The sequence below is a fragment of the Streptomyces sp. NPDC085937 genome, assembly GCF_044540535.1.
GTDB lineage: Bacteria > Actinomycetota > Actinomycetes > Streptomycetales > Streptomycetaceae > Streptomyces.
The window spans coordinates 87623-106456 of sequence record NZ_JBITSH010000016.1; the positions used below are offsets into that span (position 1 = coordinate 87623).

Genomic DNA, 18834 nt, shown 5'->3' on the forward strand with positions numbered 1-18834 from the left:
GGCGCTCCCCCCTCGGACAGCACCGCGGGCCACCTCCGGCCAGTGTCACACACCGACGGCCGAACGGAGCAAGGGTGTTCGCCGCCCCGCAGCCGGGGAGGACGCCAGCCCGCCGAGCAGGTGAGCCCCCTCCCCCGCCCCGCCGCACGGGGATGCCGGGGTGTTCCGCCCGCTCTCTCATGGCAGCAGGCGCCGGGATCCGCCCGGCCGGGCGGAGGAGAGCGCGCCGATGCCGTCGAGACGCGGTGGGGCCCACGCCGTACCCCGGGCCGGTGTGCTGCGACGGCTGGGCGCATGGTGCGCGCGGCACTTCGTCGTCGTCATCGTCGGGACGGCGTCGAGGGGGCGGCCGTGGTCACGGCGCTGACGCCCACGCAGGACGGCGACGTGCTGGTCGGCACGGTGTACTCGACGGCGAGCCCGCAGAGCGCCACCACCACCGACCTGGTCAACCGTCTGGTGGACGACACCCTGCCGGAGGCGGTGCGCGGCACGAGCGCCTCGACGTACGTCACCGGGACGACGGCGGCGCAGGTCGACTTCCGCGACCTGGTCGCCGAGCGGCTGCCGTGGATCATCGCCGTGGTGGTGGCGCTGGCGTTCCTGATCATCCTCGCGGTGTTCCGCGGGCTGCTCGTCGCCGTGAAGGCGGCAGTGCTGAACGTCCTGTCCATCGCGGCCTCGTACGGCGTGGTCGTCGCGGTGTTCCAGTGGGGCTGGGGCGGGCCCGCGCCGGGGGTCTCGGGGACGGTGCCCGTCGAGAGCTACGTGCCCATGATGATGTTCGCGATCGTCTTCGGGCTGAGCATGGACTACGAGATCTTCCTGCTCTCCCGGGTCCACGAGGTGTGGCGGCGCACCGGGGACGCGCGGGCGTCGGTCGCGCACGCCCTGGAGATCACCGCGCGGGTCATCACCTGCGCCGCATTGTCATGGTGAGCGTCTTCGCCGCGTTCGTGGTGAGCGACAACGTGGTGGTGAAGATGCTGGGCCTGGGTCTGGCGGTGAGCGTGCTGATCGACGCCACGGTGGTGCGGCTGCTGCTGGTGCCGGCCGTGATGACCCTGCTGGGCCCGCACGCGTGGTGGACCCCGCGATGGCTGGACCGGGTCCTCCCGCACGTCGACGCCAAGGGCGAGGGGGCACGCGGCGCGGCGGACCGCTGAGTGCCGGGTCCGCCCCGGAACACGCGAGGGCGGCAGGGCCCCGAGGGGTCCTGCCGCCGTCGTGTGCCGGAGAGCCGGGGATACCGAGGGTCAGGCGCCGCGTCGCACGCTGCGCAGGACGAAGAACCCGAAGATCACCAGCACCCCGCCGATGGCGGCCGGCCAGAGCTGGGCACCGGTCTCGGCGAGGCTTCCGCTCCCGCCCTGAGCCTGAGCCTGGGCCTGGTCGTCCAGTTCGGGAAGGCTGCCGGGCACCTGGGCGGCCTGCGCCTCCTGGCCGCCGTCGTCCTGCTTCCCGTCGTCCGCGGCCCCCTGGTCGCCGCCCTGGTCACCGGCGTCGCCGCCGGCGGCCGGGGTCGAGACCTTCACGTCGGGCCGGGGCTGGGCCGTGCCCTTGCCGTCCGCGGGCTTCCCGGTCGCCGGGGGCTGCTCCTGGCCGTTGTCCTGGTCGTCCTTGCCGCCCTGGTCGCCGCCCTTGTCGCCGCCCTGGTTGCCGTCGTCCTGGCCGCCGTCGCCGCCCTGGCCCGGCTCGGTGGGCGTGGCGGTCGGCTGCTCGCCACCGCCGTTGCCGGTGTCACCGCCACCGTTGCCGTCGTCGCCACCGTTGCCGTTGTCACCGCCGGTGTCACCGCCGCCGTTGCCGTTGTCGCCACCGCCGGCGCCGCAGCTGCGGCCCTCGTTGATGCACGCGACCATCTCGTTCATCAGGTCCTCCTCGAAGACGTTGATGAAGTCGCCGTGGTCGGTGATCGGCTTGTGCAGCTGCTCGGGGAAGGAGTCCACGGCGAACAGCGGGACGGTCTTGCCGCCGTCGTTCACGCTCGGCGCGTCCACGTCGTAGACGATCCGCTGCACCAGCTGCGGGACGGGCTGGAAGCCGGCCGGGCAGTTGCCCTCGGCGTCCGCGAAGGCCATGTGCGTACGGTGGTTGGCGCTGTCGATGTTGCGGCCGTCCCAGCAGCTCTGGAACGCGAAGGTGCGGACCACGTCACTGCCCTGCGGGCACAGCGGGTACTTGTCCTTCAGCTGCCGGTCCTCGAAGCCGGTGCAGCTCCAGGACGCGTTGGCGTTCGCGGGGCCGTTGACGAAGGACTTGGCGTCGCCGGTGATGATGCGCAGCAGCCGGGGCATGGCCGTGACCTCGCCCTTCGGATTGCCGACGAAGGTCAGCGTGACGTCCTTGGGGGTGACGATCTCACCGGCGTTGCCCTCAATGCCGCCGCCCGGGGAGTTGGCGTCCCGCTCCTCGGTGCCGTTCTGCAGACGCAGCACCGGCCAGTAGTACGAGGACTTGTCGCGCTGGTCCTGGCAGCTGGTGTCCGCCCGCGCCAGGTCTTCGTCGCTGACGAAGGCGTTGGTGGCCTGGTTGCCGATGTAGTCGTGGAAGTGGTGGGCGCCGTTGCTCACGCCGGGGGCCGCGATGACGTTGTCCGAGTTGAACACGCCGTTCTCGTTGACACCGCACTCGCTGGTGAAGGTGCCGGTGGAGGCGTTTTCCGACGGCTGCGGGGCGGAGACGTTGGGCTGGACGCTCTCGATGGAGACGTAGTCGCCGGGGACCGGACCGTTGCCGGCCTGGCCGCCGTTGCCGCCACCCTGCTGGCCGTCGCCGCCCTGCTGGTCACCGCCGTCCTGGCCTCCCTGGCCGTCCTGACCCTGACCGCCCTGGTCCTGGCCGTCGCCGTCCTGCTGGTCCTGGCCGTCACCGGCCTGCCCGCCGCCGTCACCGCCGTCCTGGCCGTTGTCGGCGGGGGCGTTGCCGGAGTCGCGCACGGCGCAGCCGGCGAGTTCGTCGAGGCCCTGCGGCCGTTCGCCGCCCACCCGCTCGATGGCGGTGCCGATACGGGCCAGCACCGCGGCGCGCTTGTCCTTCAGCGGGCCTGCGACGGCGTTCTCGGCGAAGCCGGGGTCCTGGCGGATGGCGTCGGCCGACTCGCCGAGCCGCTTGTAAGCCTCGGCGATCTGCGCGTCGAGGTTGGCGAGTTCCTTGTCGACCTCGCCGCGGGCCTGGTCCGGCACCGCGGTCAGCTGGGTCGCCACGTCGGGGCAGTCGATGGTGGCGGCGCCCGACAGGACCTGCGCGTCACCCGTCCCGCCGTCCGTCGCGGAAGCGTAGACGTTGGCCGCCATCATGCCGCCGCCGCCGAGGATCAAGGCGAAAGCGGCGAGCGTCGCGCGCTGTTTGGGGCGTCTGCGTGTGTTGCGTGCCAAGGCAGTACTCCTACGCTTCTGTCGCGGGGGGTCGGGCATTCGATTCCCACGCCCCATACGCGGGCGGACCGCGGTGTGTTCAACCGGCTCACGATTTCTTCCGGAAATCTCAGCGACCGCAGGCCACTTGAGCCGCACGACCCCCACCGGACGGGATGCGCTCCACGGGAACCGGGGGCTCCCCCGCGTCCAGGTGTCAGCGCGGGAGGAGGACCGTGCGGTCGTAGGGGCCCGGGTGCGCGGCGGCGTACGCGACGGCCTCGTTGGCGTCCTCCAGGCCGAACGTCCGCACCTGGTCGCCGACAGGTCCAGCGCTCCGGAGGCGGCGAGCCAATGATGCCGACGTTGGCCGAGCGCGGATACATCCACCGCCCGCGCACCGTCACCGAGTTGCGCATCAGCCAGGGGTAGGGAAGCGCGAGTTCCGGCCCGCCGAGCATGCCGACGCTACCCATGAGGACGACGCGCCCGTACTCGCGGACGGTCAGGGCCGCCGTCCGGGCCGCCGTGCCGGGCGCGGAGGGCGGAAGCAGGTCGAGCACCATGTCGACCGGGCCCTCCGCGGCCGCGGACATCGCCGCGCGGCCGGCGGCCTCGTCGCCGGTCAGCTCCACGGGGCGGACCCGCCGGCAGCCCGCCGTAGGGGATCACGTACATGGCGAGCGCCGACCAGCGTGCCGGGCCGCGTCCTCGCGGCCCGTCTCCCCGGCCCCGTCCGTCACCGCCGTGCTCCGCGCCCTCGGCGCGGCCTGACAGGCGGGCGCACGCCGGGCCGTTGCAGCTCCCGCCGCGCCGCCGCGCGCTCCTCCGCCCGGGTCAGAGCCGGTCGAGGTCCCCTGTCGTGCGGCCCAGGCAGACGACGGAGTCGTCCATCGGCACCCCCTTGATCTCCTCGAAGCCCATGCGGTCGTAGAAGGCCCGGGCGGGCTTGTTGGCGACCGTCATCACCAGGTGCACGGCCGGCACGTCCCGCTCCGCAAGCGCCGCGAGCAGGGTCCGCATCAGCTGCCGTCCGTACCCGCGTCCCTGCCACTCGGGCAGCAGGTCGATGTGCAGATGGGCGGGCCAGGCGGCGAGTTCGGGGACGATCATCCGCTCGGGGTGGTGCAGCAGCCAGGCGATCTCCTCGTCCGGGGTGGCGGGCGGGCCGGACGGCTCGGGGTGGCGGTCGGCCACCAGCGGGAGCCACGCGGCACGGAACTCGCGGGTGAACCGTACGGTGTCGGCCGCGCCGACGACGTAGCCGACCGCCTGCCCCCGCCCGTCGTCCAGCACGAAGGCGAGCCCCGGCTCCAGATGGACGTAGGGGGCGGCGAACGTGTCGGGGAAGACGGTGGGGTCGGCGTAGTGGGGCCGGCTGTCCTGGCCGTTGTGGGCGGTGCGGACGCAGATGTCGTCGAGGGCCGCCCGGTCCTCGCGGCGGTACGGGCGGATCGCGGGTGACTCGTTCATGGGCGGCAATCCTGCACCTGGTGGGAGCGCTCCCACAAGCGCTTTACGGCCACTGTGTCCACCCGTCCGCCGGGGCGTGACATGCCGGTCGCGGGGCACCCGGTGGCCATGAAGCTGCATATCCCGGGCCGGGACGACCGGCCGGCACACCAGAACGCGCCGGACGAGTCCGCGTCCTCGCGCAAGGCCGGGCAGCCGGCTGAGGAGCCGGGCCCGAGCGACGCGGTGGAACGGGCGGCGCCGGACACCCCGACGAAGCTGCCCAAGGGCGCCTGGAAAGGCGCGCTCAAGGGCAGCGTGCGCGAGTTCAAGGACGACGAACTCACCGACCGCGCCGCCGCCCTGACGTACTACGGCGTGCTGGCGCTCTTCCCGGCACTGCTGGCTCTGGTGTCGATCCTCGGTCTCACCGGGAAGTCGACGACGGACAAGGTGCTGGAGAACGTCCAGGAGCTCACCGCCCCCGGCGCGGCACGGGACATCATCACGCAGGCGATCGAGCAGCTGCAGGGCAACGCGGGCGTCGGGTCGCTGGTGGCGATCATCAGTCTCCTGGTCGCGGTCTGGTCGGCGTCCGGCTACGTGGCGGCGTTCATGCGCTCGGCGAACGCGGTGTACGACATGCCCGAGGGCCGCCCGGTGTGGAAGGTGCTGCCGGTCCGGGTGGGCGTGACGGTCGCGCTGCTGCTGATGGCCGCGATCAGCGCGCTGATCGTGGTCTTCACCGGCGGGCTGGCCCGGCAGGCGGGCGATCTGCTGGGGCTGGGCGACACGGCCCTCACCGTGTGGTCGATCGCCAAGTGGCCCGTGCTGGTCCTGCTGGTCACCGTGATGATCGCGCTGCTGTACTGGGCCGCCCCGAACGCCAAGGTCAAGGGCTTCCGCTGGGTCACCCCGGGCAGCTTCCTCGCGCTGCTGATCTGGCTGCTCGCCTCCGCCGGCTTCGCCCTCTACGTCGCCAACTTCGGGTCGTACAACAAGACGTACGGCACGATGGCCGGTGTCATCATCTTCTTGATCTGGCTGTGGATCACCAACCTGGCGATCCTGCTGGGCCTGGAGTTCGACGCGGAGATCGCCCGGCAGCGGGCCATCGCCGGCGGGCATCCGCCGGAGGAGGAGCCGTACACGCAGCCGCGGGACACCCGCGCCTGGGACGAGCAGGACCGGGAGAAGATGGACGGCGCCTGACCCGGCGGGGCCCGGCGGGCGTCAGTCCGCCAGCCCCGCCGCGAGGGTGGCGCCCAGCTCCCAGCAGAGCTCCAGGGCCGCCTTGCCGGGTTCACCGGTGACGGTCACCGTCTCGGCGGCGCGGCGCCAGCCGAGGCCGGTGGTGACCGCCTCGATGGCGCGCACGGCGCCGGTGACGTCGTTGCCGCCGTGCACGTAGTAACCGAACGGGCGGCCCTTCGTGCTGTCCAGGCAGGGGTAGTAGACCTGGTCGAAGAAGTGCTTGAGCGCCCCCGACATGTAGCCGAGGTTGGCCGGGGTGCCGAGAAGGCAGCCGTCGGCCTCCAGGACGTCGGTCGCGGTGGCGGACAGCGCGGCACGGCGCACCACCCGGACGCCCTCGATCTCCGGGGCGGTGGCGCCGGAGACGACGGCTTCGAACATCGCCTGGCAGTTCGGCGAGGGCGTGTGGTGGACGATCAGCAGGGTCGGCACACCCCGACCCTGCCGTGCCGGACGTCCCGCCCGCAACCTGGGCCCGCGAGGTGCCGTTGTGACGGCGACCCCGGGGTGGCACCATGCCGGGCATCGGCAATCACGGAGGCGGGTGCGTAGTGGGCGGCGAAGGTCAGGAGTCACCGGCGGCGGCGGTGTTCGACGCGCTGGGCAGCGACTACGAGAAGGCGTTCGCGTCCTCGTCGGCCCACCGCGCGTCCCTGAACTGGCTGCTCGAACGGCTCTCCCCCGGCAGCTCCGTGCTGGACGTGGGCAGCGGCACGGGACGTCCCACGGCCGCCGCGCTCGCCGGTGCCGGGCACCGGGTGCTGGGCGTCGACGTGTCCCCGGTGATGGTGGAGACCGCCGCCCGGCAGGTGCCCGAGGCGGAGTTCCGCCGCGCGGACGTCCGGCGGATGCCGCTCCCGGAGGGATCGTACGACGCGGTCTGCGTGTATTTCGCGCTGCTCCAGATGAACCGGGCGGAGCAGACCGAGCTGGTGCGCCGGCTGGCGGCGGCGGTGCGGCCGGGCGGCCTGCTGGTGCTGGCGACGGTGCCGCTGGACGTGGAGGAGTTCGACGGCGTGTTCATGGGCCGGCCGGTGCGGGTGACGAGCTTCGCGGCGCAGGACGTCACCGCCCTGGTGCGGGAGGCGGGACTGACGGTGGAGTGGGAGGAGAGCACGATGTTCACCCCGAGCCATCCGGAGGCCCGCCCGGAGCCGCATCTGTTCCTGCACTGCCGGCGGGGCGAGGGCTGAGGTTCCGCGCCGTCGAGGTCCGCACGGCCGGCGGTTCCGTCACGGAACCGGCCCGGCCTCGCCCGCGGGACCGCCGCTGGGACGGCGCCGGCGCCATCGCGCTCCTCGCCCGCAGGGACGCGACGGAGACCGGGTGACGCCGCACCGTCGCTGCCGAGGTGTGTGTCGCGCGACCGGGCGGGCCTTCAGCCCTGCGACTCCTGCGGTTTCGCGTCGGCCTCGCGCAGCGTCCGGTCCTTCAGCTCGGTGCGGGCCTCGGTGCGGTGGCCGCGCGCGATGTAGTCCCGGACGATCGCCTCGACCGCGTCCTGGGGTGAGCCGATCCCCGCCAGGACCATCACCTCCACCACCAGTTCCGCGTCGAGACTGATGTTGACCTTGGCCACTCCGTGCCCCCCTTGTCGCGTCGCCCGCACTCTACTTGCTCACGGTCCACAAGGAAGCCGGTCAGCCGGTCATGCGTTTGCGCCAGGCCGGTTCGACCTGTCGCCACTCCGCCTCCCACTGGTCCAGCCGTCGCAGCCGCAGGCGGGCGCGGGCGAGCCAGCCGCCGACCAGGACCAGGCCGCCCACGACGACGGCGACCGTGATGCCGGCCATGGCGACCTGGAAGCCGGCCTCCGCGCCCTCGGGCGGCGCGGACACCAGCCGGCCGGACGTGTCGTTCCACACGGTGACCTCGGTGCCCTCCTTGCTGCCGGCGGGAACCTCGGTGCGCCCCGTGTGACGGGTGCCGTCCGGGGCGGTCCAGCGCACCTCGGCCCAGACGCCGCCGTCGCCGCTCTCGGACACGGGCGCCGTGTCGCGGGCGTTCTCGACCAGGACGGCCGGGACCTGGCTGCTGCGCTCCCGGCGGTCGTCGAGCGACCCGTCGACCGCGCCGGCGGCCGCCAGCCCGCCGAACCCGGCGAGGAGCAGGGCCAGGACGAACGTCGCGATCAGCAGCCAGGCCTCGGCCACGTCGCTGCGGCGGCACAGCGGGTTGCTCCGCCACCGCCACCAACGCACCCCGCGCCTCGCACCAGGCGTCGCCATGGGAGGTCACCTCCTCGCACGGGTGCCGACCGCGCCACCTCTCCAGGGTGGACCGTTCCGCCCCGGCCCGCACGGGCGGGGCGGGCCTTTCCGCCAACTCCCCGCCCGCACCGCGGAGTCGGTCCGGCGGCGGTCGGGTCACACCGTCGGGTGGACGGGGACCACCTCGTGCTGGGGGACGCCGAGGACGACCTTGAGCGCCCCCGTCTCGGCGGCGTTGCCGAAGACGTCGTAGGCCTCCTGCATCTGGTCCAGGCGGAAGGTGTGGGAGACGAGGCGGCGGGTGGGCAGCCGTCCGGCCGCCGCCATGCGCAGCAGGGTCGGGGTGGAGTGGGTGTCGACGAGGCCGGTGGTGATGGTGACGTTCTTGATCCAGAGGTCCTCGAGGTGCAGGGTGGCGGGCGCGCCGTGCACGCCGACGTTGGCCACGTGGCCGCCGGGGCGGACCACCCGGGTGCACAGTTCGAAGGTCTCCGGGACGCCCACCGCCTCGATGACCACGTCCGCGCCGAGTTCGCCGGTGAGGTCCCCGACGAGCTGTTCCGGCCCTTCGCCCGCGTCGGCCACGGCGTCGGCGCCGAACTCCTTCGCCGCCTGGAGCCGGGCGGCCGCCAGGTCCACGGCGACGACCCGCTCCGGCCCGAACAGCCGTGCGGTGGCGATCGCGGCCAGACCGACCGGCCCGGCGCCGACCACCACCACGGTGTCCCCGGGCCGCACCCGCCCGTTGAGGACGCCCACCTCGTAGGCGGTGGGGAAGATGTCGGCCAGCAGCACGGCGTCCTCGTTGGCGAGGGCACCGGGCAGCGGGTACACCGACAGGTCGGCGAACGGGACCCGTACGTACTCGGCCTGGGTGCCGTCGACGAGGTGCCCGAGGATCCAGCCGCCGCCGCCCCGGCACTGCCCGTACATGCCCTCGCGGCAGTAGCGGCAGCGGCCGCAGGCGGAGACGCAGGAGACCAGGACCCGGTCCCCGGGCCGTACGGTGCGGACGTCGGGCCCGGCCTCGACGATCTCGCCGACCGCCTCGTGACCGAGCACGGTCCCGGGCCGCACCTCGGGCAGGTCGCCCTTGAGGATGTGCAGGTCCGTCCCGCAGATGGTGACGGCGTCGACGCGGACGATGACGTCGCCGGGCTCCCGGATCTCCGGATCGGGAACCTCCTCCCATGCGGACTGACCGGGGCCGTGGAAGACGTAACCCTTCATGCCGATCCTCACCTTCTCGCTGTGGCGGCGGGCCCTGGCGCGGGGCAGGCGCGGCCCGCCTGCGTCGGCGGAGCCGGGGTGTGCCGGGCGCCGCCCCTGCCCTTCCAGTCTGTGCGCCCGACGCCGGTCCCGCCGCGCGCGCCCACGCCACGGGGCCGGGGGCCGCGTCACGCCCGGGGCGTGCGGTCCCACCCGAGGGGACGCCCCCGGCCGCGCGGCGTGGGACGCCCGGCCGCGGGCCGGGCGGGCGGGGGCCCGTCAGGCGACGGGGCGGGCGATGCCGGTGTGGAGCAGGTGGCGGGTCTGCCGCGCCGAGTCGCCGAGGCGCAGGGCGAGGCGGGTGGCGAGGGCGTAGAGGTGGCGTACGGCGGCGAGGTGCTCGAGCCGCGGGGCGAGCGCCGACAGGGCGATGGCCAGGGCGACGCCGGTCCAGGCGACCGGGCCGAGCGGGACGCAGCCGAAGAAGTGGCTGACGCCGGGCGTCTGCACCAGGGCGGCGAGCACCGCGGCGGAGCCCAGCGCGGTCACCCACACCAGGGTGCTGTGGCGCCGTCCGGAGAGGGTCTGGGCCAGCTGGGCGCCGACCACCCCGCACAAGGCCATGGTCGTGGAGCGGCGTTCGGTGCCGGGGGTGAACCGGCCGATCAGATAGGCGGTCACCGCGCCGAGGCAGGTGGTCACACCGCGCCGTCGGATGGAGCGCAGCAGCGGCGCGCCGAGCACGTCGAGGCTCATCGGGCCGGTCGCGGCGTGCGCCGCCGTGGACGGGTCGTCGCTCGGTGTCACGGCCACCGCCATGGCGGGGAACATGTCCGTGAGCAGGTTGACCAGCAGCAGCTGGCGGGTCGACAGCGGCGAGGAGCCGGCGAGCAGGGTGCCCAGCACGCTGAAGCCGACCTCGCCGGCGTTGCCGCCGATGAGGATGCTCACCGCGTCGGCCACGCTGCGCCACAGCGCCCGGCCCTCGGCGAAGGCGTCCACCAGGACGGACAGGTCGCCGCCGGTGAGCACGATGTCGGCCGCGTTGCGGGCGGCCGCGGAGCCGCGGGCCTCGATGCCGACGCCCACGTCGGCGGCGCGGATGGCGGCGGCGTCGTTGGCGCCGTCGCCGGCCATCGCCACGACCCGGCCGGCCTGCTGCAGGGCCTCCACGACGTGCAGCTTCTGCTCGGGCGCGACCCGTGCGACGACACCGGCGCCGTGCAGGGCGCGCACCCGGTCGGCGCGGCCCATGGCGACCAGCTCGTCCCCGGTGACCACCCGCGTCTCCTCGGGCCAGCCCAGTTGCAGGGCGATGGCGCGGGCGGTCTCCGGGTGGTCGCCGGTGAGCATGACGGGCAGGATGCCGGACGCGCGCAGCGCGGTGAGCAGCTCCTGCGAGGTCTCGCGCGGGACGTCGGCCAGGGCGACCAGTCCGACGAGCTCCAGCCCGGTCAGGCCGTCCTGGAGCTCCGCCGCCGGGTCGTCGCCCCGGTACGGGCGGCGGGCGACGGCGAGGACGCGCAGTCCCTGGCCGGCGAGGGCATGGGCGGTGCCGGTCGCCGCGTCGGGCAGGTCCGCGCAGGCGGGCAGCACGGTCTCGGGGGCGCCCTTCACGACGAGGTACGTCCCCTCGCCGTCGCGGCCGACGGCCGCCGCGTAGCCGCGGCTGGCCTCGAAGGCCAGTTCGCCGTGCGCGGTCCAGGCGTCGTCCGGCGGGGCGGCGTCCAGCACCGCCTCGTCGGTGGCGTGCGCGATCTTGCGTCCCTCGGCGGTCTCCTCCCGAGGGCAGGCGCGCGCGGCCTGCCGGACGACCGGTACGGCCCGCTCCGCGTCCGGGGCCAGGACGGTGCCGTCGGCGGCGGCCACGCGCACCAGGCGGAGCCGGTTCTCGGTGAGGGTGCCGGTCTTGTCGAAGCACACGGTGTCGACCCGGCCGAGCGCCTCCAGGGTGCGCGGGGTGCGCACCAGCACGCCTCGGCGGGAGAGGCGGCGGGCGGCCGCCATCTGGGCGACGGTCGCGACCAGCGGCAGCCCCTCGGGGACGGCGGCGACGGCCACGGCGACACCGCCGCTGACGGCGCGCCGCAGCGGGCTTCCGCGCAGCAGGGACAGCCCGGTCACCAGCGCCCCGCCGGTGAGGGTGACGGGCAGGGCCTTGCGGGTCAGCTCCTGCAGGCGGGCCTGCACGCCGGCGGGCGGCGGGGTGCGGGAGGCCAGGGCGACCGCGCGGCCGGCCTCGGTGTGGTCGCCGGTGTCGACGACCAGCGCCTCGGCCCGGCCCGCGACCACGGTGGTGCCCTCGAAGACCATGCAGGTCCGCCGGGCCACCGGCGCGCCCGGTGTGGCGTCGACGTCCTTGGTGACGGGCAGCGACTCGCCGGTCAGCGACGACTCGTCGACCTCCAGCCCTTCGGCGCGCACCAGCCGGGCGTCGGCCGGTACGACGTCTCCGGCGGCGAGGTCGATCCGGTCCCCGGGCCGCAGCCGTACGGCGTCGACGGTGACCGTGCGGCTGTCGGTGACGTGCCGGCGGGCGCGGGGCTGCTGGTGGGCGGCCAGCCGGGCGAGTGCCCGTTCGGCGCGCAGCCGTTGCAGTCCGCCCGCGACCGCGTTGAGGTCCATGGCGCCGACGACGAGCAGCGCGTCGACGACGGAGCCGAGCAGGGCCGAGGCGACCGCGCCGGTGGCCAGGACGGGGGTGAGCGGGTCGTCGAGTTCGCGGCGGACCGCACCCGCCGCCTCCCAGGTCCAGCGGGCGGGCGCCGCCGCGCCGGTGCGGGCCAGGCGGGCGACGCGCTGCCGGGCGCGGGCGGTGAGCAGGTCGAGTCCGACGGGTTCGGCGGCGGTGCGGGCGTCCCGGAGCAGGGCGTGCGCCTCGTGCGGTTCCAGGGCGTGCCAGGGCACGTGCAGCCGCGGCTCGGGCGGCACGGCCCGGGCCACGCGTACGGCCTCGGTCCAGCCGCTGACCAGGGCGCCGGCCGCCGCGACGTTCACCGGGGCGTGGCGGGTGAGCCGCTGCCACACCCGGCCGCCGGGGGTGCCGCCGCGGGCCACCATCAGCCCGGAGAGGGCGGCGCCCGCCCGGGCCAGGGTCTGCGAGCGGCGGCCGACCCGGCGGGCCGCGGGGACGGCGGTGAGCAGCCGCCAGACGTCCGCCAGTCCGCCGGGGGCGAGGGCGTCGGCGCCCCAGGGGATCGCCGAGTGGCCGTCGGTGAGGGCGATCGCCACGTCGCCCGCGGGCAGTCCGTCGGCGATGTCGCGGTCGCCGTCGGCGGGCACGCGGGCGACGGCGACGACGATGTGCCCGTCGTGCTGGAGGGCGCGCACGATGTCGCCGAACGGCAGGTCGGCGGGGGCGATCTCGTCGGCGAGGCGGGTGATGTCCTTCAGCTCGGAGCCTCCGGTGACGACGACGTGCAGCCCGGCCCGGCGGGCGGCGTCGAGCACCGCCTCCGCCCAGGGGTGTACGGGGTCGTGGTACGGGGCGGGCTCCTCGTCCTCGGCCGGGGGGAGGCTGCGCAGCGCGTCGGTGTGCAGGACCAGCGAGTCGGCGATCTCCAGCTGGCGCAGCCGGTCCCCGCCGCGCACCAGCACGCCGGACCGGGCGAGCGCGGTGCCGAGCACGGCGTTGAAGGCGGCCGGGCCGTAGCGCGCGGCCTTCGGGGAGCCGGCGAGTACGGCCTCGGCGGCTTCGCCGCTGTCGCGGGTGATGAGGAGCGTCGCGGCGGCCCCGGCCACGCTGCCGGTGCCGGCGTTGGCCGCGTAGGCCTGGGCGGGGGTCACGCGCAGCGGGGGGCGGATGTCCGGGGGGCGCGGGATGCCGGCGCGCCGTTCGCTGCAGATGTCGTCGTGGACCGCCTCGAAGGCGACCGCGCGGGCCGTCGCCTCGGTGAGCTGTCCCGTCCGCAGCAGGCCGTCGAGCAGCAGGGACACCGGGGACTGGGCGGCGCCGTGCGCGGCGGCGTTGGCCGCGGCGAGGAGCAGTTCCATGCCGCTGCCGCCGAGCCGCTCGCGCAGCCGGGCGCGGAAGCGGGGGTTCTCGCGCAGCAGGGTGACGAGGGCGGTGAGCGCCTTGGGGCTGCGCGGCAGCCGCAGCGACCGGCCCGCGAGGGCCCCGGCCACACCGGCGGCGTCGAGCAGCAGGGCGGCCGCGGCGACCCGTACCTCGCGCGGGTCGCCGGGGTGGACGGTGGCGTCGTCCGGCTCGGGTCCGGGGTCCTCGGTGAGTCCGAGGCGGGCGGCGAGCGCGACGGCCCGCTCGGTCACGCGGTCGCCCGCCGCGTCCGTCGCGGCGGTCACCACGAGACGGGCGAGCCCTTCGTCCCAGTACGCGGCCACGACGTCGGGGTGGTCGAGCAGGCCGGCGGCGACCTCGCGGGCGAGCGGGCCGACGGCGGTGTCGGGGTGGCGCAGGGCGAGGTGGACGCGGTGCCCGGCCCGCCAGCGCCGGCCGCCGCCGAGGGCGTTGCGGGCGACGTTCGTCAGGCGGCGGGTCGTGACCTGTACGGACGTCACGCCCTGGGCGGTGCCGCGGGCGGCTTCGGCGGCGGCCCCCGCCACGGCCCCGGCGAGCGGCGCGACGTCGATGAGTGCGAGCATTCCGGCTCCCGTGGTCGTGGTTCAGCCGGTGTGCCGGGACGTGCCGTCCCGGTCGCTGCCGGGGGCGTGCTGCGTGGTGGCCTCGGCGACCTGCCGCAGCGCGGAGGCGGTGGTGGTGTCGCCCACCTTGGCGGGCTGCTCACGCACCTGGCGGTGCCTGGAGGGGATGAGACGGTCTCCGGGCCCGGCGGGCCCCCGCGCGTCGGCACCGCGCCCGTGGCCCGCGGCGGCGGGCGTACCGGCCTTGCGGGACCCGGAGCCCCCGGGCCCGGCACCGGCGGCCGTGCCCGGCGTACCGCCCTCCTGTGCACCCGCCGCGGCGGGGGCGCTGTCGCCGGCTCCCGCGAGGAGCTCGCCCTCGGGATCGCCGTCGGCCGACGTGCCGTCGGTCAGGGCGGTCGCGGTGTCGGCGGCCTCCGCCCATTGCCCCTCCGTCCCGCGGGGGCGGGTCAGCCAGGCGACCGCCGCGCCGGTGAGGGCCACGGGCCACTCCACGAGTCCGGCGACGCCGAGCACGCCCGCGCCGGCGTAGACGGCGATCCGGCGCCCGCGCGGCGACACCGCGCCGAGGGCGTCGAGGGCGCCGCCCGCGGCCCTGCCCACCTGCCCGGCGCCCGGCAGCCGCCGCAGATGGGAGGTGACGGCCCGCAGCGGCTGCGGAAGATCCGACGCACGCGACGTGTCCTGCTCCATGTCGACCTCCACCAGGCGCGCACCGCCACCGGGCACACTCGTCCGTTTCGTTGCCTTTCGCCCCATCGTCGGCCGTGACCGGCCCGCGCGCCTTCCCGGTACACCCGAAGCGGTCGGGGGCCGCCCGTCCCGCTTCCGGGCCCGTGTCGGAACGGGCGCGCCGGGTACCAGGAACTGGCACACAGGCGTGCGCCCTCGACGGGCACCGGGAGACAGCGGCCGTGCGGACCGTCCGGTCGCGAAGGGAGTGGTCGGGTCATGACGGAGAACGGCGAGGACGCCGCACGGATGCGGCGCCCGGGGACACCGGACCTCCGTCTGGCCTCGGACGCGCCGGGTGAGGCGCCGCCGCTGGACGTGCGGGCGGAGCCGGTGCTCGGGCAGGCGGACGACTCCGGCCTCCCCCGGGACCGCAACCAGGCCATCCTGGAGGCCGCCAAGCAGGTCGGCGCGGTGCTGAAGCGGGGCGGGCACCTCTTCGCGCTGGCGGGCAGCGTCGCCGTGCACGCCCACGGCGGCAGCGGCAACCTCCAGCACGACGTCGACTTCTGTGTCCGCCCGCAGGACGCGGGGCCGGTCGCCGCCACGCTCCGGGACGCCGGGCTGACCGTCTACACCCCGCCCGAGGACTGGCTGATCAAGGCGACCTGCTTCGGCCAGGACGTCGACGTCATCTTCGAGCTGGCCCACCGTCCGGTGTCCACCGAGATGCTGGAGCGGGCGCGGGAACTGCCCGTGGAGTCGGTCCGGATGCCGGTCCTGGCCCCGACCGACCTGCTGACCAGCCTCGTCGCCGCCTTCTCCGAGCACCACTGCGACTTCGGCGCCGTGCTGCCCATCGCCCGCGCGCTGCGCGAGAAGGTCGACTGGGAGCAGGTGCGGCGCGACTGCGGCGACGCGCCCATGCCGGCCGCCTTCTTCTTCCTCCTGGAACGCCTGAACGTCATCTGACCCGCCCGTGGAAGGAACGCCCATGAACACCCACGACGCCGGTCCGGCGGGCGGTGCCCCGCCCGCGGGCCCCGAGTACCGCATCGCGCACCTGCAGGACCGTCTCGCCTCGGAGGAGCTGGGCGAGCTCGGGGTGCGGGCCGAGGTCCGCGGCGGGGCCGTCCTGGTCACCGGCACCGTCCCCTCGGCCCGCTGCCGGGACGACGTCCTGGAGGTGGTGCGCGAGGAGCTCGGCGGACTGGACGTGCACTGCGACATCGTCGTGAGCGAACCTTCGTCGCCCGACCACGCGGAGGAGCTGTCATGATCCGGGTCGCCGCCGTCGGGGACATCCACATGGGCCCCGACACGCGGGGGGTGCTGCGCCCCGCCTTCGACACGCTGCCGGACTGCGCGGACCTGCTGCTGCTGGCCGGGGACCTCACCCGGCACGGCACGCTCGACGAGGCGCGGGTGGTGGCCGACGAGATCTGGGGCCTCGGGGTGCCCGTGGTCGCGGTGCTCGGCAACCACGACCACCACGACGACCGGCAGGACGAGGTCTCCGGCCTGCTGCGGGACGCCGGCGCGCACGTCCTCGAGGGCGAGGCGACGGTGCTGCGGATCGGGGACGCGAAGGTCGGCGTGGCCGGCACCAAGGGGTTCGGCGGCGGGTTCGTCGGGGCGAGCGCCGGAGAGTTCGGGGAGCCGGTGATGAAGGAGTTCGTCCGGGTCTCCCGCCGCTGCGCCGACGGCCTGCGGACCGCGCTGGAGCGGCTGGCGGAGGAGGACTGCGACGTGCGGATCGCGCTCACCCACTACTCCCCCGTGCCGGAGACACTGGCCGGTGAGCCGGCGGAGATCTACCCGTTCCTGGGCAGCTATCTGCTGGCCGAGGCGATCGACACGGCCGGCGCCGACCTCGCCGTGCACGGGCACGCGCACGCGGGCAGCGAGCACGGGATGACCACCGGCGGTGTCAAGGTGCGCAACGTCGCCCAGCCCGTGATCGGTCGGGCCTTCCACGTCTACCACCTGCCACTGCGCGAACGGGTGGGCGCGGACGCCGTCCGATCTCCCGGTTCCTGAAGCGCCGTCCGATCCCCGGTTCCCGAAGCACCGTCCGATCCCCGGTTCCCGAAGCACCGTCGGTCCTGCCGGCGGCGCTTTCGTGTGCGCCCCTTCCCGTACCGCCTGTGGTGTGAACGCCCCGCACGGCACGCGTCCGACACACGTCTGACGAGCATTTTGTCTGCTTAGCATGCAGATCTTCGTGTCCGCGGCCCCGCCCGCCTGCGGCTGCCGTCCACCCCGCCCCGTACGAGAGGACACCGCATGGCGCTGCCGGGCCGCACCGGACGACCTGCCTCCGCGCTCGCCCCCTTCCCGCACGACGCCGCACTGCGCACCGCCGCCCGCCAGGTGTCACGCCGTCGCTTCCTGACCGTCGGCGCCGCGGCCGCCACCCTCGCCTTCTCCACCAACCTCCCCACGCGCGGCGCGTTCGCCGCGCCCCGGCTCGACGCGGCCCGGATCACCGAGGACCCCTTCACCCTCGGCGTCGCCTCCGGGGACCCGCTGCCGGACTCGGTGGTCCTGTGGACCCGGCTCGCCCCGGCGCCCTTCCAGCCGGACGGGGGGCTGGGGCAGCAGCAGGTCGAGGTGGCCTGGGAGGTCGCGCAGGACGACTCGTTCGCCCTCGTGGTGCGCGGCGGCACCGTCGTGGCCCACCCCGAGTACGCGCACAGCGTGCGGGCCGACGTGCGCGGGCTGGATCCCGACCGCCCCTACTACTACCGGTTCCGCACGGGTGCCTGGATCAGCCCGACGGGCCGGACCCGGACCGCTCCCGCGGCGGGCGAGGACGTCACGCGCCTGCGGCTGGCCGCGGTGGCCTGCCAGGCGTACCACGACGGCTACTACACCGTGCACCGGCAGCTGGCACGCGAGGACGTCGACGTGGTGTTCCACCTCGGCGACTACCTGTACGAGTACGCCGTCAACTCCGCGGGCGGCGCCCGCAACTACACGGACCGGGTGCTGCCGTCCGTGTTCAACCGGGAGACGACGACCCTCGCCGACTACCGGATGCGCTACGCGCTGTACAAGAGCGACCCCGACCTGCGGGCCGCGCACGCCGCGCACCCGTTCGTCGTCACCTGGGACGACCACGAGACGGAGAACAACTACGCGGCGGAGCACGACGAGAACGGCAGCGACCCGGCGCTGTTCCTGGCCCGGCGGGCCGCCGCCTACCGCGCCTACTGGGAGAACCAGCCGCTGCGCGCCGGCCAGCTCCCCGACGGCCCCGACGCCCAGCTGTTCCGCCGTCTCAACTGGGGCACCCTCGCCCAGTTCGACGTGCTGGACACCCGGCAGTACCGCTCCGACCAGGCCTACGGCGACGTCACCCACGTGCCCGGCCCGGAGTCGGACGACCCGGCGCGCAGCCTCACCGGCGACGCCCAGGAGCGCTGGCTGCTCGACGGCTGGGCCGCCTCCGGGGCGCTGTGGAACGTGATGCCCCAGCAGGTGTGCTTCTCGCAGCGCGCGCTGGACCTCAACGCGCAGGCCAAGCTGTCCATGGACGCCTGGGACGGCTACCGGGCCAACCGCGGCCGGCTCGTCGCCGGGGCCAGGGCCGCCGGCGTCGAGAACTGGCTGGTGCTCACCGGGGACGTCCATGTGGCGTACGCCTTCGACATCAAGGAGGACTTCGACGACGCCGGTTCGGCCACCCTGGGCACGGAGCTCACCTGCACCTCGGTGACCAGCGGCCGGGACGGGGCGGAGCGCCCGGCCAACTGGGACACCCTCACGAGGGCCAACCCGCACCTGCGGTTCTACGACGGGCGGCGCGGCTATCTGCGGGTCGAACTGAACCGGGAGAACGCGCGCGCCGACTTCCGCACCGTGCAGGCCGTGACCACGCCCGGCGCGGCCGTCACCACCGCGGCCTCCTTCGTCACGGAGGCGGGCGCGCCCGGCCTCACGCCCGTCTGACGTCACCCGGCCGACCCCGTCCGCGTACTGCACCTGGGGCCGGTCGTCGTATCGATCGTGTCAATCCCGGCGTGTCCTGACATTCCGTCGGGCACGCCAGGCAAGGCCTAAGTCTCCTCGACAGC

Annotated in this window: 15 protein-coding genes and 1 pseudogene; 7 read left to right on the forward strand and 9 right to left on the reverse strand. The window is 75.0% G+C overall.

Annotated elements, in window-relative coordinates:
• Positions 1-330: 330 nt before the first annotated feature.
• Positions 331-1166, forward strand: a pseudogene (locus ACIF8S_RS27905) (MMPL family transporter); the annotation flags it as partial.
• Positions 1167-1256: 90 nt separating this feature from the next.
• Here the strand turns inward: ACIF8S_RS27905 and ACIF8S_RS27910 are convergent.
• From ACIF8S_RS27910 to ACIF8S_RS27920, 3 genes are all read right to left on the reverse strand, one after another.
• Entirely contained in the window at positions 1257-3299 is a 2043-nt protein-coding gene (locus ACIF8S_RS27910; protein WP_400002736.1) for a DUF1996 domain-containing protein, read from the reverse strand.
• Between the two features lie 274 nt (positions 3300-3573).
• Positions 3574-3711 (reverse strand): hypothetical protein, encoded by a 138-nt coding sequence (locus tag ACIF8S_RS27915; protein ID WP_400002646.1) that lies wholly within the window; start codon positions 3709-3711, stop codon positions 3574-3576.
• A 482-nt stretch (positions 3712-4193) separates the two neighbouring features.
• A complete protein-coding gene (locus ACIF8S_RS27920; protein WP_400002648.1) occupies positions 4194-4829 on the reverse strand; it encodes a GNAT family N-acetyltransferase in 636 nt (211 codons plus the stop codon).
• A 108-nt stretch (positions 4830-4937) separates the two neighbouring features.
• Here ACIF8S_RS27920 and ACIF8S_RS27925 point away from each other — a divergent pair, with 108 nt between their 5' ends.
• Complete coding sequence (locus ACIF8S_RS27925; RefSeq protein WP_400002650.1) at positions 4938-6020, forward strand: YihY/virulence factor BrkB family protein; 1083 nt, start codon at positions 4938-4940, stop codon at positions 6018-6020.
• A gap of 21 nt (positions 6021-6041) precedes the next feature.
• Here the strand turns inward: ACIF8S_RS27925 and ACIF8S_RS27930 are convergent, their stop codons facing one another.
• Positions 6042-6494: a flavodoxin family protein gene (locus tag ACIF8S_RS27930; RefSeq protein WP_400002652.1), complete on the reverse strand. Its 453-nt coding sequence runs from the start codon at positions 6492-6494 to the stop codon at positions 6042-6044.
• 83 nt (positions 6495-6577) lie between these two features.
• Here ACIF8S_RS27930 and ACIF8S_RS27935 point away from each other — a divergent pair, with 83 nt between their 5' ends.
• The gene (locus ACIF8S_RS27935) at positions 6578-7255 is read left to right on the forward strand and encodes a class I SAM-dependent methyltransferase (protein WP_400002654.1); all 678 of its coding nucleotides are present in this window, start codon (positions 6578-6580) and stop codon (positions 7253-7255) included.
• A gap of 185 nt (positions 7256-7440) precedes the next feature.
• On the opposite strand, the gene ACIF8S_RS27940 is transcribed toward ACIF8S_RS27935, so the two are convergent.
• The 5 genes from ACIF8S_RS27940 to ACIF8S_RS27960 all read right to left on the reverse strand — a co-directional run bounded on the left by ACIF8S_RS27940 (position 7441) and on the right by ACIF8S_RS27960 (position 14776).
• Entirely contained in the window at positions 7441-7641 is a 201-nt protein-coding gene (locus tag ACIF8S_RS27940) for a type II toxin-antitoxin system VapB family antitoxin (protein WP_400002656.1), read from the reverse strand.
• A gap of 61 nt (positions 7642-7702) precedes the next feature.
• Positions 7703-8290 carry a hypothetical protein gene (locus tag ACIF8S_RS27945; protein WP_400002658.1) on the reverse strand — a complete coding sequence of 196 codons (588 nt, stop codon included), beginning with the start codon at positions 8288-8290 and terminating at the stop codon, positions 7703-7705.
• 138 nt (positions 8291-8428) lie between these two features.
• Complete coding sequence (locus ACIF8S_RS27950) at positions 8429-9502, reverse strand: zinc-dependent alcohol dehydrogenase family protein (protein WP_400002660.1); 1074 nt, start codon at positions 9500-9502, stop codon at positions 8429-8431.
• A 258-nt stretch (positions 9503-9760) separates the two neighbouring features.
• The gene (locus ACIF8S_RS27955) at positions 9761-14083 is read right to left on the reverse strand and encodes an HAD-IC family P-type ATPase (RefSeq protein WP_400002662.1); all 4323 of its coding nucleotides are present in this window, start codon (positions 14081-14083) and stop codon (positions 9761-9763) included.
• Between the two features lie 21 nt (positions 14084-14104).
• The gene (locus tag ACIF8S_RS27960; protein ID WP_400002664.1) at positions 14105-14776 is read right to left on the reverse strand and encodes a hypothetical protein; all 672 of its coding nucleotides are present in this window, start codon (positions 14774-14776) and stop codon (positions 14105-14107) included.
• Between the two features lie 258 nt (positions 14777-15034).
• Between ACIF8S_RS27960 and ACIF8S_RS27965 the strand changes: the two genes are divergently transcribed.
• The 4 genes from ACIF8S_RS27965 (at position 15035) to ACIF8S_RS27980 (ending at position 18709) form a co-directional block, all read left to right on the forward strand.
• Positions 15035-15727 carry a nucleotidyltransferase family protein gene (locus ACIF8S_RS27965; RefSeq protein ID WP_400002665.1) on the forward strand — a complete coding sequence of 231 codons (693 nt, stop codon included), beginning with the start codon at positions 15035-15037 and terminating at the stop codon, positions 15725-15727.
• Between the two features lie 22 nt (positions 15728-15749).
• Positions 15750-16034, forward strand: a complete 285-nt coding sequence (locus ACIF8S_RS27970; RefSeq protein ID WP_024887648.1) for a BON domain-containing protein — start codon at positions 15750-15752, stop codon at positions 16032-16034.
• Positions 16031-16795 (forward strand): metallophosphoesterase, encoded by a 765-nt coding sequence (locus ACIF8S_RS27975; protein WP_400002668.1) that lies wholly within the window; start codon positions 16031-16033, stop codon positions 16793-16795. Before ACIF8S_RS27970 ends, ACIF8S_RS27975 begins: the two co-directional genes overlap by 4 nt.
• Before the next feature lie 246 nt (positions 16796-17041).
• The gene (locus ACIF8S_RS27980; RefSeq protein WP_400002669.1) at positions 17042-18709 is read left to right on the forward strand and encodes an alkaline phosphatase D family protein; all 1668 of its coding nucleotides are present in this window, start codon (positions 17042-17044) and stop codon (positions 18707-18709) included.
• Positions 18710-18834: the final 125 nt, after the last annotated feature.

Excerpts from the sequence above, each read along its gene's own strand:
- ACIF8S_RS27945 (WP_400002658.1), bottom strand. The coding sequence starts at position 8,290 with ATGGCGACGCCTGGTGCGAGGCGCGGGGTGCGTTGGTGGCGGTGGCGG.
- ACIF8S_RS27925 (WP_400002650.1), top strand. The coding sequence starts at position 4,938 with ATGAAGCTGCATATCCCGGGCCGGGACGACCGGCCGGCACACCAGAAC.
- ACIF8S_RS27960 (WP_400002664.1), bottom strand. The coding sequence starts at position 14,776 with ATGGAGCAGGACACGTCGCGTGCGTCGGATCTTCCGCAGCCGCTGCGG.
- ACIF8S_RS27975 (WP_400002668.1), top strand. The coding sequence starts at position 16,031 with ATGATCCGGGTCGCCGCCGTCGGGGACATCCACATGGGCCCCGACACG.
- ACIF8S_RS27970 (WP_024887648.1), top strand. The coding sequence starts at position 15,750 with ATGAACACCCACGACGCCGGTCCGGCGGGCGGTGCCCCGCCCGCGGGC.
- ACIF8S_RS27980 (WP_400002669.1), top strand. The coding sequence starts at position 17,042 with ATGGCGCTGCCGGGCCGCACCGGACGACCTGCCTCCGCGCTCGCCCCC.
- ACIF8S_RS27910 (WP_400002736.1), bottom strand. The coding sequence starts at position 3,299 with ATGATGGCGGCCAACGTCTACGCTTCCGCGACGGACGGCGGGACGGGT.
- ACIF8S_RS27950 (WP_400002660.1), bottom strand. The coding sequence starts at position 9,502 with ATGAAGGGTTACGTCTTCCACGGCCCCGGTCAGTCCGCATGGGAGGAG.
- ACIF8S_RS27965 (WP_400002665.1), top strand. The coding sequence starts at position 15,035 with ATGACGGAGAACGGCGAGGACGCCGCACGGATGCGGCGCCCGGGGACA.
- ACIF8S_RS27920 (WP_400002648.1), bottom strand. The coding sequence starts at position 4,829 with ATGAACGAGTCACCCGCGATCCGCCCGTACCGCCGCGAGGACCGGGCG.
- ACIF8S_RS27955 (WP_400002662.1), bottom strand. The coding sequence starts at position 14,083 with ATGCTCGCACTCATCGACGTCGCGCCGCTCGCCGGGGCCGTGGCGGGG.
- ACIF8S_RS27935 (WP_400002654.1), top strand. The coding sequence starts at position 6,578 with ATGCCGGGCATCGGCAATCACGGAGGCGGGTGCGTAGTGGGCGGCGAA.